The sequence below is a fragment of the Streptomyces sp. NPDC001816 genome (assembly GCF_042892235.1).
In the GTDB taxonomy this organism is placed as follows: Bacteria; Actinomycetota; Actinomycetes; order Streptomycetales; family Streptomycetaceae; genus Streptomyces.
Genome location: NZ_JBIATY010000011.1, coordinates 21,054 through 36,471, shown reverse-complemented (window position 1 = coordinate 36,471; position 15,418 = coordinate 21,054). Strand labels below are relative to the sequence as shown.

Below are 15,418 nucleotides of genomic sequence, written 5' to 3'. Positions count from 1 at the left end.
AATCATCCTCCTGGTCGGGCCCGTTGTGCGGCTTCCAGGAGTCCGGCGAGTTCCACCAGGTCGGTGCCGGTGAGGCGGGGGAGGGTGCAGCCGGAGAGGATGCGGCAGGCGTCGCGCCAGCCGGCCGGGACGGCCGCGCCGCCGCCCAGGGCGCCGGTGAGCGCGCCCGCGAGGGCGGGGGCGGAGTCTGCGACCCGGGACAGACAGGCGGCGGCGGGGACGGCCTCGGCGAGGCGGCCGCGGGCGGCCGTGGCGAGGGCCAGGGCGACGGGGACGGTCTCGGCGGCGGCGATGCCGTAGCTGTAGACGTGGTCGACGATCTGGTGTTCGAGGAGGGGGACGAGGGCGAACGCCGACTCGCTGTCCTCGGCCAGGGCGAGGGCGTGGCGGGTGTTGCGGCCGATCTCCGTCGCCGCGGGCAGTTCGGTGAGCGCGGCCGTCACACAGGTGTCCGGGTCCGCTCCGGTGAGGGCGAGCGCGAGGGCCGCCGCCATCGCGCGGGCGCCGTGCACGCCGTCGCCGTCCTGGGTGTAGCGGGCGTCGAACTCGGCGAGGCCGGCGGCGCGTTGGGGGTCGCCGGGGTGGGCCACCGCGAGGACGCAGGCGCGGACGCAGGCGGCGTCGTCGAAGTAGTGCGGGTTGTCGTGGCCGGTGGCGGGCGGGCGCAGACCGGCGGCGAGGTTGCCGAGGCCGGCGCGGACGGAGATGCGGGCGCGCAGGGGCAGTACGGCGGACTCGATCTCGGGCGCGCGGTCCGCCGCCGCGGCGACCTCGGCGGCGACGGCGGTCCAGGTGAGGTCGATGGCGGCGCGCATACGGCGTTCCCGGCTGAGGTCGCCGAGCACGTCGTCGTCGCCGGCCCGCAGGACCGCCTCCGCGGCGAACGCCGCCCACTCGGCGTCGTCGGAGGGGCCGAGGCGGAGGGGTTCCGGCGGCTGGTTGAGCGCGATCGGCACGGGCAGGGTGGTGGTGGCGTTCTGCTCGGCGAAGGTGTCCAGTTCGCGGGTCAGGCGGCGGGTCCACTCGGGCATTCTGGCGGCGCGGTGCCGGGCGGCGGGCCAGCCGGCGGCGTCGCCTGCGGCCAGGCCCAGCAGGAGTCCCTCGATGCGGCGCGTCACGGCTGGGCCTCGCTGTCCTGGTGAGCGGAGTTGGCCGCACCCACCAGGGGGCTCTGCCCCCTGGACCCCCGGACCTTTGCCCACCCACCACCCGACTCGGGTGGCTGGGAAGTGGTGGGGTGGGGTGTGGGTGGCTCGGTCGGCTGAGAAATGGTCGGTCCATGGCCCCGGACGTCCTCCGGCGAGAAGTCCGGCTGCACCACCCCCGCCCCCCACTTTCCGCCCTCCCCCGGCACCAGCAGCTCCGCCACGTCCAGGACGTGGTGGCCGGCCATGGAGGGCAGGCAGCGACCGCGGGCCGGGCCGATGGCCGAGGCCCAGTCCGGGGGGATCGCCGAGATGCCCTGGGTCGCGCCCGACAGGGCGCCCGCCACCGCGGCCGTCGTGTCCGCGTCGCGGCCCATGTTGACCGCCGTGAGGACCGCCTCCCGGAAGTCGCCGTCCGCCGCCGCGTACGCGCCGAAGGCGAGGGCGACCGCCTCGGGGGCCAGGTCGGTCCAGGGGTAGCCGCCGATGACCACCGCGGAGCGGACCGCGCGTTCGCCGCGGTGGGCCACGGTCACCGCCCGCCGCAGCGAGCGGGCTGTCCAGGAGTCCTCGGGGACGACGGCGAGCGCCGAGGCGATCACCACCGCGGACGAGGCGCCCGCCATCGCCGCCGCCACTCCCGCCGCGACCGCCTGGCCGCCGTAGATGCCCTCGCCCTCGTGGCTGACCAGGCCGTCGATCGCCACCAGACGGGCCGCTTCGGCGGGGCGGCCCGCCGCGAAGACGCCGAAGGGCGCCGCCCGCATCGCCAGGCCGTCGCTCCAGGCGTGCCGGTGCTGGGCGGAGATGGGCGCCGCGAGGCCGCGGCGGAGGTTCTCCAGCGTGCCCCGCTCGCTGAAGCCCGCGCCGCGGAAGGAGCCCTCGGCCCGGTCGGCGATCCACTCGTGCCACGCGGCCTCGACATGGGCGGGGGTGAGTGCCGAGCCGTGCCGGGCCAGCAGCAGGCCCGAGAAGATCGCGTACTCGGTGTCGTCCGTACCGCACGGCTCCTCGGTGACGAACCCCGTGATGCGGCCCCAGCGGGCGCGGATCTCGGAGGGCTTCAGGTTCTCCGCGGGCGCCCCGAGCGCGTCTCCGACGGCCAGGCCGAGCAGAGCGCCGCGGGCCCGTTCGCGCAGTCCGGCGGCGTCCCCGGGCGCCGCGGCCTGGGGAGTGCAGGCGATCGATGCCATGGGCGGCCTCTCCTTCGCGGGACCTTTGCGGATGTCTGCCACGGGAGGGGTGCGGGTGAGCCTCGGCGGCCGCCGTGTCACCCGGTCGGCATCTGAGCAGTCATGATCACGGATGAGCGTTCAGCGGTAAAACCGCAGGTTAGCCCAGCCTTTCCTTGCTGGCGGCGATGAAATTATCGGCGTACGTTCGTTGTTGTCGAAAAGTAGAACTCATCCAAAGTTAGCTTTGGCTAATCTTCCTGGGGGACCCGCATGGCCATCATCGAGACCGAGGCGGCGCTGCACGAGGCGCACCGCGACAACCACACGCACCGGGACGTGAACGGTGGCTGGCTGCGTCCCGCCGTCTTCGGTGCCATGGACGGCCTGGTCTCCAACCTCGCTCTGCTGACCGGTGTCGCCGGCGGTTCCGTCGGTCACCAGACCATCGTCATCACCGGGCTCGCGGGCCTCGCCGCCGGTGCCTTCTCCATGGCGGCCGGTGAGTACACCTCCGTCGCCTCGCAGCGCGAACTCGTCGAGGCCGAACTCGACGTCGAGCGGCGTGAGCTGCGCAAGCACCCGCAGGACGAGGAGGACGAGCTGGCCGCGCTCTACGTGGCCCGTGGGGTGGAGCCGCAGCTGGCCCGTGAGGTCGCCCGGCAGCTGTCCGAGGACCCCGAGCAGGCTCTGGAGATCCATGCCCGCGAGGAGCTGGGCATCGACCCCGGTGACCTGCCCTCGCCGCTGGTCGCGGCCGTGTCGTCCTTCGGGTCGTTCGCGCTCGGCGCCCTGCTGCCCGTGCTGCCGTTCCTGCTGGGTGCGACCGCCCTCTGGCCGGCCCTGCTGCTCGCGCTCGCCGGGCTCTTCGGCTGTGGTGCGGTGGTGGCCAGGGTGACCGCGCGGACCTGGTGGTACAGCGGCCTCAGGCAGCTCGCGCTGGGCGGTGCGGCGGCCGGTGTGACATACGCCCTGGGCAGCCTGTTCGGAACCGCCGTAGGATAGTGCGACCGCAACTTATGCGATGGGCCGCATAAGTAGCCGTTACTTGCTGGTTTCGAATGCTTAACCACCGGGCATGAGCCGTAAGCGCTGTGGGCAATGACGCCTGCGGCGCACTCGCGGGAGGAGCGACGACGCTCCACCCGCCCCCTGCGGGCCGACGGACACCGATCTGATCGATCTTGTCCCGCTCGGTCCCCCCATACTTTCCCGTCGCTCGTGTGCGGCGCTGCCGTGACCCCGCGGCACCTGCCGCAAACCCGGGCGGCGTCCGCATGTTGGAACGGAGTATCCGGTTCCCGAGAACCGCTCCATCATGTAACCTGCACGAAATTTAGCCACATCCGCAGAGGGCCAACGTCGTCCCTCGGCACTTGCCACATGCCACATGACGACGACGGGAGAGCCGATGCGTACGCCGCGCCAGCCGTCCCAGCATTCCGCGAATGGCCAGAACTGGTCGTTCATGGATGCTCGCCCTGCTGCGCAGGGTATGTACGACCCCCGCAACGAGCGCGACGCCTGTGGCGTCGGCTTCGTGGCCACCCTCACCGGTGAGGCGAGCCATGCGCTGGTCGAGCAGGCGCTGACTGTCCTGCGCAACCTCGAGCACCGCGGCGCCACCGGCTCCGAGCCCGACTCCGGCGACGGCGCCGGCATCCTCTCCCAGGTGCCCGACGCCTTCTTCCGTGAGGTGGTCGGATTCGACCTTCCCGCGGCGGGCTCGTATGCCGTGGGCATCGCCTTCCTGCCGGGTGAGGGGACCCAGGACGCCGTCTCGCGGATCGAGACGATCGCGGCCGACGAGGGCCTGACCGTCCTCGGCTGGCGCGAGGTTCCCGTCGCACCGGAACTGCTGGGTGCCACCGCCCGGTCCACCATGCCGGTCTTCCGGCAGATCTTCGTCGCCGACGGCGCCAGCGAGGGCATCGCGCTGGACCGCAAGGCCTTCGTGCTGCGCAAGCGCGCCGAGCGGGAGGTCGGTGTCTACTTCCCGTCGCTCTCCGCCCGCACGATCGTCTACAAGGGCATGCTGACCACCGGCCAGCTGGAGCCCTTCTTCCCGGACCTGTCCGACCGCCGCTTCGCCTCGGCCGTCGCGCTCGTCCACTCGCGCTTCTCCACGAACACCTTCCCGTCGTGGCCGCTCGCGCACCCCTACCGCTTCGTCGCCCACAACGGTGAGATCAACACCGTCAAGGGCAACCGCAACTGGATGCGCGCCCGCGAGTCCCAGCTGGTGTCCGACCTGTTCGGCCCCCAGGAGAAGCTGGACCGCATCTTCCCGGTCTGTACGCCGGACGCCTCCGACTCCGCTTCCTTCGACGAGGTGCTCGAGCTGCTCCACCTCGGCGGCCGCTCGCTCCCGCACGCCGTGCTGATGATGATCCCGGAGGCGTGGGAGAACCACGACTCCATGGACCCGGCCCGGCGCGCCTTCTACCAGTTCCACTCCACGATGATGGAGCCCTGGGACGGCCCCGCCTGCGTCACCTTCACCGACGGCACCCAGGTCGGCGCCGTGCTCGACCGCAACGGTCTGCGCCCCGGCCGTTACTGGGTCACCGACGACGGCCTCGTCGTCCTCGGCTCCGAGGTCGGCGTCCTCGACATCGACCCGGCCAAGGTCGTCCGCAAGGGCCGCCTGCAGCCCGGCAAGATGTTCCTGGTCGACACCGTCGAGCACCGCATCATCGAGGACGACGAGATCAAGGCGCAGCTCGCCGCCGAGGCTCCCTACGCCGAGTGGCTGGAGGCCGGTGAGATCGAGCTGGGCGACCTGCCCGAGCGCGAGCACATCGTCCACACCCACGCCTCGGTCACCCGCCGCCAGCAGACCTTCGGCTACACCGAGGAGGAGCTGCGCGTCATCCTCGCGCCGATGGCCAAGGCCGGCGCCGAGCCGATCGGTTCGATGGGCACCGACTCGCCGATCGCCGCTCTCTCCGAGCGCCCGCGGCTGCTCTTCGACTACTTCACCCAGCTGTTCGCGCAGGTCACCAACCCGCCGCTGGACGCGATCCGCGAGGAGCTGGTCACCTCCCTGCGCAGCTCGCTGGGCCCGCAGGGCAACCTGCTCGACCCGACCGCCGCGTCCTGCCGCTCCGTCGTGCTGCCGTTCCCGGTCATCGACAACGACGAGCTGGCCAAGCTCATCCACGTCAACGCCGACGGCGACATGCCCGGCTTCAAGGCCGCGACCCTCTCCGGCCTGTTCCGGGTCTCTGGCGGCGGTGACGCCCTCGCCGCGCGGATCGACGAGATCTGCGCCGAGGCCGACGCGGCCATCGAGAACGGCGCCCGGCTGATCGTCCTCTCGGACCGGCACTCGGACGCCGAGCACGCGCCGATCCCGTCGCTGCTGCTCACCGCGGCCGTCCACCACCACCTCATCCGCACCAAGCAGCGCACCCACGTGGGCCTGCTGGTCGAGGCCGGCGACGTCCGCGAGGTCCACCACGTCGCGCTGCTGATCGGCTTCGGCGCCGCGGCCGTGAACCCGTACCTGGCGATGGAGTCCGTCGAGGACCTGGTCCGCGCGGGCACCTTCCTGTCGGACATAGAGCCCGAGCAGGCCATCCGCAACCTGATCTACGCCCTCGGCAAGGGCGTCCTGAAGGTCATGTCCAAGATGGGCATCTCGACCGTCGCCTCCTACCGCGGCGCCCAGGTCTTCGAGGCCGTCGGCCTGGAGGACGCCTTCGTCGAGAAGTACTTCAACGGCACCGCCAGCAAGATCGGCGGCGTGGGCATCGACGTCATCGCCAAGGAGGTCGCCGCCCGCCACGCCAAGGCCTACCCGGCCTCCGGCATCGCCCCGGCGCACCGCGCCCTTGAGATCGGCGGCGAGTACCAGTGGCGCCGCGAGGGCGAGCCGCACCTGTTCGACCCGGAGACGATCTTCCGCCTGCAGCACTCCACGCGCTCCGGCCGGTACGACATCTTCAAGAAGTACACGGAGCGGGTGAACGAGCAGTCCGAGCGTCTGATGACGCTGCGCGGCCTGTTCGGCTTCAAGTCCGAGCGCCGGCCCATTTCCATCGACGAGGTCGAGCCGGCGAGCGAGATCGTCAAGCGGTTCTCGACCGGCGCCATGTCGTACGGCTCCATCTCCAAGGAGGCGCACGAGACCCTCGCCATCGCCATGAACCAGCTGGGCGGCAAGTCCAACACCGGTGAGGGCGGCGAGGACCCGGAGCGCCTGTACGACCCGGCGCGCCGGTCCAGCATCAAGCAGGTCGCCTCCGGCCGCTTCGGTGTGACCTCCGAGTACCTGGTCAACGCGGACGACATCCAGATCAAGATGGCCCAGGGCGCCAAGCCCGGCGAGGGCGGCCAGCTGCCCGGCCACAAGGTCTACCCGTGGGTCGCGAAGACGCGTCACTCCACGCCGGGCGTGGGTCTCATCTCCCCGCCGCCGCACCACGACATCTACTCCATCGAGGACCTGGCCCAGCTGATCCACGACCTCAAGAACGCCAACCCGGCCGCACGTATCCACGTGAAGCTGGTGTCGGAGGTCGGCGTCGGCACGGTCGCGGCCGGTGTGTCCAAGGCGCACGCGGACGTGGTCCTGATCTCGGGTCACGACGGCGGTACGGGCGCCTCCCCGCTGACCTCGCTCAAGCACGCGGGCGGTCCCTGGGAGCTGGGCCTGGCCGAGACGCAGCAGACGCTGCTGCTCAACGGCCTGCGCGACCGGATCGTGGTCCAGACGGACGGCCAGCTGAAGACCGGCCGTGACGTGGTCATCGCCGCGCTGCTCGGCGCCGAGGAGTTCGGTTTCGCGACCGCTCCGCTGGTCGTCTCCGGCTGCGTGATGATGCGCGTCTGCCACCTGGACACCTGCCCGGTCGGCATCGCCACCCAGAACCCGACCCTGCGCGACCGCTTCAACGGCAAGGCCGAGTACGTGGTGAACTTCTTCCAGTTCATCGCCGAGGAGGTCCGCGAGATCCTCGCCGAGCTGGGCTTCCGCTCCATCGAGGAGGCCGTCGGCCACGCCGAGGCGCTCGACGTCGCCCGTGCCGTCGACCACTGGAAGGCGCAGGGCCTGAACCTGGAGCCGCTGTTCCACGTGCCGGCGCTGCCCGAGGGCGCGGTGCGCCACCAGGTCGTCGAGCAGGACCACGGCCTGGAGAAGGCCCTGGACAACGAGCTGATCAAGCTGGCCGCGGACGCGCTCGCCGCCTCGGACGCCACCGAGGCACAGCCGGTGCGCGCCCAGGTCGCCATCCGCAACATCAACCGCACGGTCGGCACCATGCTCGGCCACGAGGTGACGAAGAAGTTCGGTGGCGCGGGCCTGCCCGACGACACCATCGACATCACCTTCACCGGCTCCGCCGGCCAGTCCTTCGGCGCGTTCCTGCCGCGCGGCGTCACGCTGCGCCTGGAGGGCGACGCCAACGACTACGTCGGCAAGGGCCTCTCCGGCGGCCGCGTCGTCGTCCGCCCGGACCGTGCGGCCGACCACCTCGCCGAGTACTCGACCATCGCGGGCAACACCATCGCCTACGGCGCCACCGGCGGCGAGCTGTTCCTGCGCGGCCGTACCGGTGAGCGGTTCTGCGTCCGCAACTCCGGCGCGCTGGTCGTCTCCGAGGGCGTCGGCGACCACGGCTGCGAGTACATGACCGGCGGTCGCGCGGTGGTCCTCGGCCAGACCGGCCGCAACTTCGCGGCGGGCATGTCCGGCGGCATCGCGTACGTCATCGACCTCGACCGCGACAACGTCAACGTCGGCAATGTCGGCGCGGTCGAGACGCTGGACGACTCGGACAAGCAGTGGCTGCACGACGTGGTGCGCCGCCACGCCGAGGAGACCGGCTCGACGGTCGCCGAGAAGCTGCTGGCCGACTGGGACACGGCCGTGGCGCGGTTCAGCAAGATCATCCCCAGCACCTACAAGGCAGTGCTCGCCGCCAAGGACGCCGCCGAGCGAGCCGGTCTCTCCGAGACCGAGATCACCGAGAAGATGATGGAGGCGGCGATCAATGGCTGACCCGAAGGGCTTCCTGAACCACGGCCGTGAGGTCGCCAAGACCCGCCCCGTCACCGAGCGCGTCAAGGACTGGAACGAGGTCTACGTCCCCGGCTCCCTGCTGCCGATCATCAGCAAGCAGGCCAGCCGGTGCATGGACTGCGGCATCCCGTTCTGCCACAACGGCTGTCCGCTGGGGAACCTGATCCCCGAGTGGAACGACTACGCCTACCGCGAGGACTGGGCGGCCGCCCAGGAGCGCCTGCACGCGACCAACAACTTCCCGGAGTTCACCGGTCGCCTCTGCCCGGCCCCCTGCGAGTCGGCGTGTGTGCTCGGCATCAACCAGGCGCCGGTCACCATCAAGAACGTCGAGGTCTCGATCATCGACAAGGCGTGGGAGACCGGGGACGTCGCTCCGCAGATCCCCGAGCGCCTGTCCGGCAAGACCGTCGCCGTCATCGGCTCGGGCCCGGCGGGCCTCGCCGCCGCCCAGCAGCTGACTCGGGCCGGCCACACGGTCGCCGTCTACGAGCGCGCGGACCGCGTCGGAGGCCTCCTCCGGTACGGCATCCCCGAGTTCAAGATGGAGAAGCGGCACATCAACCGCCGCATCGAGCAGATGCGCGCGGAGGGCACCCGCTTCCGCACCGGCATCGAGATCGGCCGCGACCTCAAGGCGACCGACCTGAAGAAGCGGTACGACGCGATCGTGATCGCCGCCGGCGCCACGACCGCCCGTGACCTGCCGGTGCCGGGCCGCGAGCTCCAGGGCATCCACCAGGCGATGGAGTACCTGCCGCTGGCCAACAAGGTGCAGGAGGGCGACTACGTCACCGCGCCGATCTCGGCCGAGGGCAAGCACGTCGTCGTCATCGGCGGTGGCGACACCGGCGCCGACTGCGTGGGGACCGCCCACCGCCAGGGCGCGGCCTCCGTCACCCAGCTGGAGATCATGCCCCGCCCGAACGACGAGCGGCACCCGACCAGCCAGCCCTGGCCGACCTTCCCGATGCTCTACAAGGTCACCTCGGCGCACGAGGAGGGCGGCGAGCGGGTCTACTCCGTCTCGACGACCCACTTCGAGGGCGACGAGGACGGCAACGTGCAGTGGCTGCACCTGACCGAGGTCGAGTTCGTCGACGGCAGGCTGACCCCGAAGCCGGGCACCGAGCGCAAGATCCCGGCCCAGTTGGTCACCCTCGCCATGGGCTTCACCGGCACCGACCGGGAGAACGGTCTGGTGGAGCAGTTCGGCCTGGAGCTGGACGAGCGCGGTAACATCGCTCGCGACGCCGACTTCCAGACCAACGTGCCGGGTGTGTTCGTCGCCGGTGACGCCGGCCGGGGCCAGTCCCTCATCGTGTGGGCGATCGCGGAGGGCCGCTCGGCCGCCCGCGGTGTCGACCGGCACCTGACCGGAGCCAGCGACCTGCCGGCCCCGATCCGCCCGACGGACCGCTCGCTGATGGTCTGACGGCTGCGCAGAAGAACGTCCCGTACAAAGGCGTACGGAACACTGGTGGCGCCTGCCCCACAGTCCCCGACCGGACGTGGGCAGGCGTCGCCGCCTTTTCAGCGTGAACTCGCCTTCAGCCCCTCGAACTTCACGGTCGCGTCCTCGGTGTAGGCGCCCACCCTGCCCTCGTTGTAAGGCCGTTCGTCGTCGACGAAGGTCACCAGGTGCCTGCCGCCCACCTCGACGGCGAGGTTCCCGCCGTTCTGCTCCACCCGGACCGTGTACCAGGCGCCCACCGGGTACACCGTCCGCCCGGTCGCCAGGAAGCGCTGGCCTCCCGGATAGGCCGGATCCCGCTTCCCCAGCTCCCAGCCGTTCGGCTTGAGGGTGATGTAGTAGAAGTGCTCCGGATCGGTGTACGCCCAGACCAGCCACGGCACTTCCCACGGGTTCGGGTCGGGATCGCGCAGCTGCCGCACCGTCCGCATCCGCGCCTCGTACCGCACGTCCGTGTACGAGGCGGTGCTCACCACGAGGCCCGCGTGTGTGGTGCCGGGGTCCTCCGCGGCCCTGGGGGAGAGCGACAGGGAGTCGTCGTCGCCCACGTTGGTGCCGTGGCCGTTGAACACCGAGAGCCAGCGGCCGTGGACCGTGCCGTCGATCCAGGGCTTGGGCGGCGGTGCGGCCTCGCCCCGGCACTGGGTCAGGGCGACCGCCAGGAGCGCGGTCAGCGTGAGCGCCAGTGCCAGGGTGGTGAGCAGACGACCCCTGCGCCCCTGCGGGATCGGCGGGATCCGGCGGCGGGGGCGCAGGAGCGATGACGTCATGCCGCAGAGTATGGCCCGGACGCGGTGAGGCCGACCGGAACTTCGGCGGCGAAGTCCTCGGCCAGTTGGGCGAGTACACGCCCGGCGGCCCGTCCGTCCCCGAACGGGTTGCCCGCGGTCGCCATCCGCCGGTACTCCAGCGGATCGTCCAGCAGCCGCTCGGCCCAGGTCACGATGGCGTCCGGGTCCGTGCCGATCAGCCGGGCCGCGCCGGCCTCGACCGCCTCCGGGCGCTCGGTGGTCGTACGCAGCACCAGCGCGGGCTTGCTCAGGCTCGGGGCCTCCTCCTGGATGCCGCCGGAGTCGGTGAGCACCAGGTCGCACTCGGCCAGCGTGGCCGCGAAGTCCAGGTAGTCGAGCGGTTCGACGAGCGAGATACCGGTGTGGCCGTCGAGTTCGGGCAGCAGTGCGTCCCGTACGGCGGGGCTCTTGTGCAGCGGCAGCACGATCTCCACGTCCCCGCGCCCGGCGAGCCGGGCGAGCGCACGGCCCATGCCGCGCATCCGCTCGCCCTGGTTCTCCCGGCGGTGCAGGGTCACCAGGACCCGCCGGGCGCCGGTGCGGAACGCCGAGGTGCCGGTGCCCTCGGCCAGCACCCACAGCAGGTTGTCGATGACGGTGTTGCCGGTGGTGAACACCTGCTCCGCCGGGACACCCTCGTCGGTCAGATGCCGTGCCGCGCGCGAGGTCGGAGCGAAGTGCCAGCGGGCCATACGTCCGATCAGGCTGCGGTTCAGCTCCTCCGGGAACGGGTTGTCGATGACCCCGGTGCGCAGCCCCGCCTCGACGTGGGCGACCGGGATCTTCTCGTAGAACGCGGCCAGGGCGCCGGCCAGCGCCGTCGTGGTGTCCCCCTGCACCACGACCAGGTCCGGCCGCTGCTCCCGCATGGCCTCGCCCAGCTCGCCGACCAGTCGGGCGGTCAGCTCGGACAGCTGCTGCCGGCTGCGCATCACGTCGAGCGCGACCCGTACGTCGACGCAGAGCAGGCCGAGCATCTGGTGGAGCATCTCGCGGTGCTGGCCGGTGGTGACGACGATCGGCTCGAACTGCTCGCTGTCGGCCATGGCCCGCGCCACCGGCGCCAGCTTGATCGCTTCCGGCCGGGTGCCCAGCACCAGCATGGCGCGTACGGGCAGGGTTGACGGAGGTGTGGACATGGAAGGCCCCCCTAGGGCATGCGCGATCGTCGCAGGACCGCGCAAGGTGTGAGCGGTGCGGAGATGAGAGACGCGACGAGAGAAGAGATGAGAGAAGAGATGAGAGACGCGCGGCGGGAAGGCCGCGGGAGAGGGACGGTGGCCCTCAGGTGCGCGCGGTCTTCAGCCAGGTCTGCTTGCCGGTGAGCATCCGCCAGAACCCCCACCAGCCGGCGAAGAACCAGATGTAGCCGTAGAAGACGAAGACATGGGCGAGGAGCACACAGCGCACCAGCCCGAGCTGCCGCTCACGCTTGAAGTAGACGTAGCCGTACGTGTAGGCGGCCGTGAACGAGAGGACGTACGGCCCGAGCAGCCACATCGGTGACACGAGCGCGTGGCCCACCTGGACGGAGGCCATCACGGTGGCACCCAGGGCGACCAGGAAGGAGAGCGGCAGCAGCGAGGTGAGCAGGATCAGGACCGGGCTCGACAGGTGGTAGAGCATGTCCAGCGCCGGCCGGGTCGGCACGTCCCTGAGGATGAGCGGGACGAGACCGGCGGACTGCAGATGACCCTGGAACCAGCGGGATCGCTGCCGGACCAGGCGGCGCAGGCTGAGCACGGCCTGCTGGGACACCGCAGCGGTGGTGCAGTGCATGTTGGTCCAGCCCTTGGCGATCAGGCGTACCCCGAGGTCGAGGTCCTCGGTGAGGCTGTCGCTCCACGGGCCGTTCCCGTCCAGCGTGTTGAGCGCCGACAGCCGCATGAACTGCCCGTTGCCGCCCATGCCCACGCTGCCGATGAAGCGCCGGGCGCTCTGGAACACGTCGCCGTACACGACGAACTCCATGTCCTGCATGCGGGCGAGCAGCCCCAGGTGCCGGTTGTACATACGGACGCAGACCTGAACCGCGCCCGTACGCGGGTCGTCGAAGTACGGGTCGACGGACTGCACGACGTGCGGGTCGAGCCGCCCGTCCGCGTCGACCACGCACAGCACGACGTCCGCCGGGTCGTGCCCGGCGAGCAGACCGGACTCCCTGAGGTGCCGCACCCCGTCGTTGAGGGCGGCGCCCTTGCCCCGGCGTGCGTTCGGCGGAGTGCGCCGGTGCAGCCGGACCAGGTTCGGGTCGGCAGCCAGTGCGATTTCACTGGTGCGATCGTCGGAGCCGTCGTCTATGACCAGGGCCATGAAATTCCTGGCGGGTAACGAAGTGATGCGCGCAAGGCTTTCTGCGAGAACTTTCTCCTCGTTCAGACACGCCAGCAGGAATACGTAGAAACGTTCTCTCCGGTCTGTCCTGGAGCGCCGAATTCTGCGTCGGGAGAGAAGGAAAAGACTGGTGTTGTAGCAGCCGGCCATCACGATCAGAGTGATGCTCGACCAAAGGAGCAGCTCAATGATCACGGCTGCCCCCGGTGTGGGCCCGCATCCGCTGTCCCTGACGTCGCAGATGTATCCGGGCCAGCAGTATCAGGCACGCCGTCAGGCAGTAGAACAGAAATCCGGCCCCGGCTACCGCTTGTAGTGCCTTGGCTAAAGGTAGTCCGGGTATTGCTTCCGGTGCGGCCATCGCGCCTGCCAAGGGCAGCAGTGCTCCCAGGGCGGGTCGTCCGTACATTGTCCCCCCATATTCGGTGCGCATCCCCAATGCGCGAGGCGAACTTAGCAGACCTTCCGGGACCGAGAAGGACATTTGACAGTCATCGAGGTGACCAGAAGAATCTGGTCTTCCTAACGCCAAATGCTTCGTCAATCATTTGGCAAAGTGGGGGGAAGATCGTGAGACGAGTGATCCCGTCTCGGAGGCGGGCACGCAGCCGAATTTCCGTCGTTCTACTACTCGTCGCCGCTCTGCTGAGCGGCACGTTCATGGCCACCAACGCCCAGGCCGCCGGGGGGCAGCACCACAGGGGCGAGGCCGCCGGCACCAGGTCCGGACTCAACCGGGTCGACCTCAAGGGCTGGGCGAAGGCCCAGCTCAGGGCCGACCAGACGCGGCGCACCCGGCCGCACCCCAAGACCACCCCGACCACCCGCGCGGCCGCGGCCGCCGTCCCGGTCCGCACCGCGGCCAAGGCGACCACCGCGACCCGGCAGAAGGCCCTGCTCGCCCCTGCCGACGCGGCCGCGGACGCCACTCAGCCCGCACTCGTCCTCTACGACACGGCGGGCCCCTACGGGCAGCTGGGCGAGCTGTACGCGATGGCCACGGCCAACCTCGCCGGCCACTTCGGCACGGTGACGGCCAAGCCGGTCCAGCAGTACACCGCCGGAATGATCGACTCGTACTCGGCCGTGATCTACATCGGCTCGACGTACTACGGCGGCACCATCCCGGACGCCGTCCCGGCCGCCTTCTACGCCGACGCGTCGGCGAGCACCAAGCCGGTGATCTGGATGGGCGCCAACATCTGGAACATGGCGGGGGCGGTGGGCGTAGCCCAGTTCACGCAGAAGTACGGCTGGGACCCGACGACGTCGTACTACGAGGACGGCGGTTCGATCGGCAACGTCACACAGGTGACGTACCGCGGCCAGACGCTGACCCGCACCATCCCGGCCGGGCAGGACGGCGGCGTGCTGCGCCCCAACGTCCTGACGGGGCCCGGGTATCCGGCCGTCACCCGGCTCGCGGAGGGCCTGGACAGCTCGAACGGGCACACCTTCGGCTGGGCGGTCCGCTCGTCCAACCTCACCTACATCGGTGAGATCCCGTTCGCCTACGTCTCCGAGACCGACCGCGTCATCGCCTTCGAGGACCTGCTCTTCGACGCCCTCGCCCCGGCCACCACCGAGCGGCACCGGGCGATGGTGCGCCTGGAGGACATCAGCCCCGACGCGGATCCCGACGATCTGCGGGCGATGGCCGACTACCTCTACTCGCAGAACATCCCGTACGGCATCAACGTGATCCCCGTCTACAAGGACCCGGGCGGCACCTACAACAACGGTGTCCCGCAGACGATCACGCTTGCCCAGCGCCCGCAGGTGGTCAGCGCGCTGAAGTACATGCTGGCCAGGGGCGCGGTCCTGATGGACCACGGCTACACCCACCAGTACGGCAACGTCGCCAACCCCTACAACGGCGTCACCGGCGACGACTTCGAGTTCTACCGGGCGCACGTCGACTCCGCGAACAACGTCGTCTACGACGGCCCGGTCGCCGAGGACTCCAGCCTCTGGGCGCAGACCCGGGTCACCAGCGCGCTCGCCCAGTTCGCCCTGGCGGGCCTGCCCAGGCCGACGCTGTGGACCACCCCGCACTACGCGGGCTCCGCGGCCGACTACAAGGTCTTCAGCGCCAACTTCTCGGCGCGTCTTGAGCGTTCGCTCTACTTCGCCGGGACGCTGAGCGGGGCTCCGTCCGACCCGAACCGGTTCATCGGCCAGTTCTTCCCGTACGTCGTGAAGGACGTCTACGGCACCAAGGTGCTGCCCGAGAACATCGGCAACTACGAGACGGAGGCGTACAACAACCACCCGGCGCGCCTGCCCGCCGACCTCATCGCCTCGGCGAAGGCCAACCTGGCGGTGCGCGACGGAGTGGCGAGCTTCTTCTACCACCCGTACTACCCGGTGCAGCCGTTGAAGGACACGATCGACGGCATCAGGGCACTCGGCTACACCTTCGTCAGCCCGGCGGCGCTGTGACGGCGCCCGCCCCCAGGAGGAGGACCGTCGCC

Annotated in this window: 8 protein-coding genes and 1 pseudogene; 4 read left to right on the top strand and 5 right to left on the bottom strand. The window is 70.6% G+C overall.

Going from position 1 to position 15,418, the window contains the following annotated elements; genetic code table 11:
* Positions 1–2: 2 nt before the first annotated feature.
* Together ACFYZZ_RS32450 and ACFYZZ_RS32445 are read right to left on the bottom strand one after the other, a co-directional pair.
* Positions 3–1,439, bottom strand: a complete 1,437-nt coding sequence (locus ACFYZZ_RS32450; protein WP_389184262.1) for an ADP-ribosylglycohydrolase family protein — start codon at positions 1,437–1,439, stop codon at positions 3–5.
* A 62-nt stretch (positions 1,440–1,501) separates the two neighbouring features.
* Positions 1,502–2,338, bottom strand: a pseudogene (locus ACFYZZ_RS32445) (ADP-ribosylglycohydrolase family protein); the annotation flags it as partial.
* Positions 2,339–2,590: 252 nt separating this feature from the next.
* Between ACFYZZ_RS32445 and ACFYZZ_RS32440 the strand changes: the two are divergent.
* From ACFYZZ_RS32440 to ACFYZZ_RS32430, 3 genes are all read left to right on the top strand, one after another.
* The gene (locus ACFYZZ_RS32440) at positions 2,591–3,322 is read left to right on the top strand and encodes a VIT1/CCC1 transporter family protein (protein ID WP_389183580.1); all 732 of its coding nucleotides are present in this window, start codon (positions 2,591–2,593) and stop codon (positions 3,320–3,322) included.
* A gap of 406 nt (positions 3,323–3,728) precedes the next feature.
* Positions 3,729–8,324 (top strand): glutamate synthase large subunit, encoded by a 4,596-nt coding sequence (gene gltB / locus ACFYZZ_RS32435; RefSeq protein WP_389183577.1) that lies wholly within the window; start codon positions 3,729–3,731, stop codon positions 8,322–8,324.
* Positions 8,317–9,780, top strand: coding sequence for a glutamate synthase subunit beta (locus tag ACFYZZ_RS32430; RefSeq protein ID WP_389183574.1), 1,464 nt, complete (start codon positions 8,317–8,319; stop codon positions 9,778–9,780). The genes gltB and ACFYZZ_RS32430 overlap by 8 nt, the downstream gene beginning before the upstream one ends.
* Before the next feature lie 98 nt (positions 9,781–9,878).
* On the opposite strand, the gene ACFYZZ_RS32425 is transcribed toward ACFYZZ_RS32430, so the two are convergent.
* The 3 genes from ACFYZZ_RS32425 to ACFYZZ_RS32415 all read right to left on the bottom strand — a co-directional run bounded on the left by ACFYZZ_RS32425 (position 9,879) and on the right by ACFYZZ_RS32415 (position 13,094).
* Complete coding sequence (locus ACFYZZ_RS32425; RefSeq protein WP_389183571.1) at positions 9,879–10,589, bottom strand: calcium-binding protein; 711 nt, start codon at positions 10,587–10,589, stop codon at positions 9,879–9,881.
* Positions 10,586–11,749, bottom strand: a complete 1,164-nt coding sequence (gene wecB, locus ACFYZZ_RS32420; RefSeq protein ID WP_389183568.1) for a non-hydrolyzing UDP-N-acetylglucosamine 2-epimerase — start codon at positions 11,747–11,749, stop codon at positions 10,586–10,588. The genes ACFYZZ_RS32425 and wecB overlap by 4 nt, the downstream gene beginning before the upstream one ends.
* A 145-nt stretch (positions 11,750–11,894) precedes the next feature.
* Complete coding sequence (locus tag ACFYZZ_RS32415; protein WP_389184259.1) at positions 11,895–13,094, bottom strand: glycosyltransferase; 1,200 nt, start codon at positions 13,092–13,094, stop codon at positions 11,895–11,897.
* A gap of 510 nt (positions 13,095–13,604) precedes the next feature.
* On the opposite strand from ACFYZZ_RS32415, the gene ACFYZZ_RS32410 reads away from it, so the two are divergent.
* Complete coding sequence (locus ACFYZZ_RS32410; protein WP_389183565.1) at positions 13,605–15,386, top strand: DUF2334 domain-containing protein; 1,782 nt, start codon at positions 13,605–13,607, stop codon at positions 15,384–15,386.
* The last annotated feature ends 32 nt before the right edge of the window (positions 15,387–15,418 follow it).

Bases quoted from the DNA above. Each gene is read 5' to 3' on its own strand.
- ACFYZZ_RS32425 (WP_389183571.1), bottom strand. From the start codon at position 10,589: ATGACGTCATCGCTCCTGCGCCCCCGCCGCCGGATCCCGCCGATCCCG.
- ACFYZZ_RS32440 (WP_389183580.1), top strand. From the start codon at position 2,591: ATGGCCATCATCGAGACCGAGGCGGCGCTGCACGAGGCGCACCGCGAC.
- ACFYZZ_RS32430 (WP_389183574.1), top strand. From the start codon at position 8,317: ATGGCTGACCCGAAGGGCTTCCTGAACCACGGCCGTGAGGTCGCCAAG.
- wecB (WP_389183568.1), bottom strand. From the start codon at position 11,749: ATGTCCACACCTCCGTCAACCCTGCCCGTACGCGCCATGCTGGTGCTG.
- ACFYZZ_RS32415 (WP_389184259.1), bottom strand. From the start codon at position 13,094: ATGGCCGGCTGCTACAACACCAGTCTTTTCCTTCTCTCCCGACGCAGA.
- gltB (WP_389183577.1), top strand. From the start codon at position 3,729: ATGCGTACGCCGCGCCAGCCGTCCCAGCATTCCGCGAATGGCCAGAAC.
- ACFYZZ_RS32410 (WP_389183565.1), top strand. From the start codon at position 13,605: ATGGCCACCAACGCCCAGGCCGCCGGGGGGCAGCACCACAGGGGCGAG.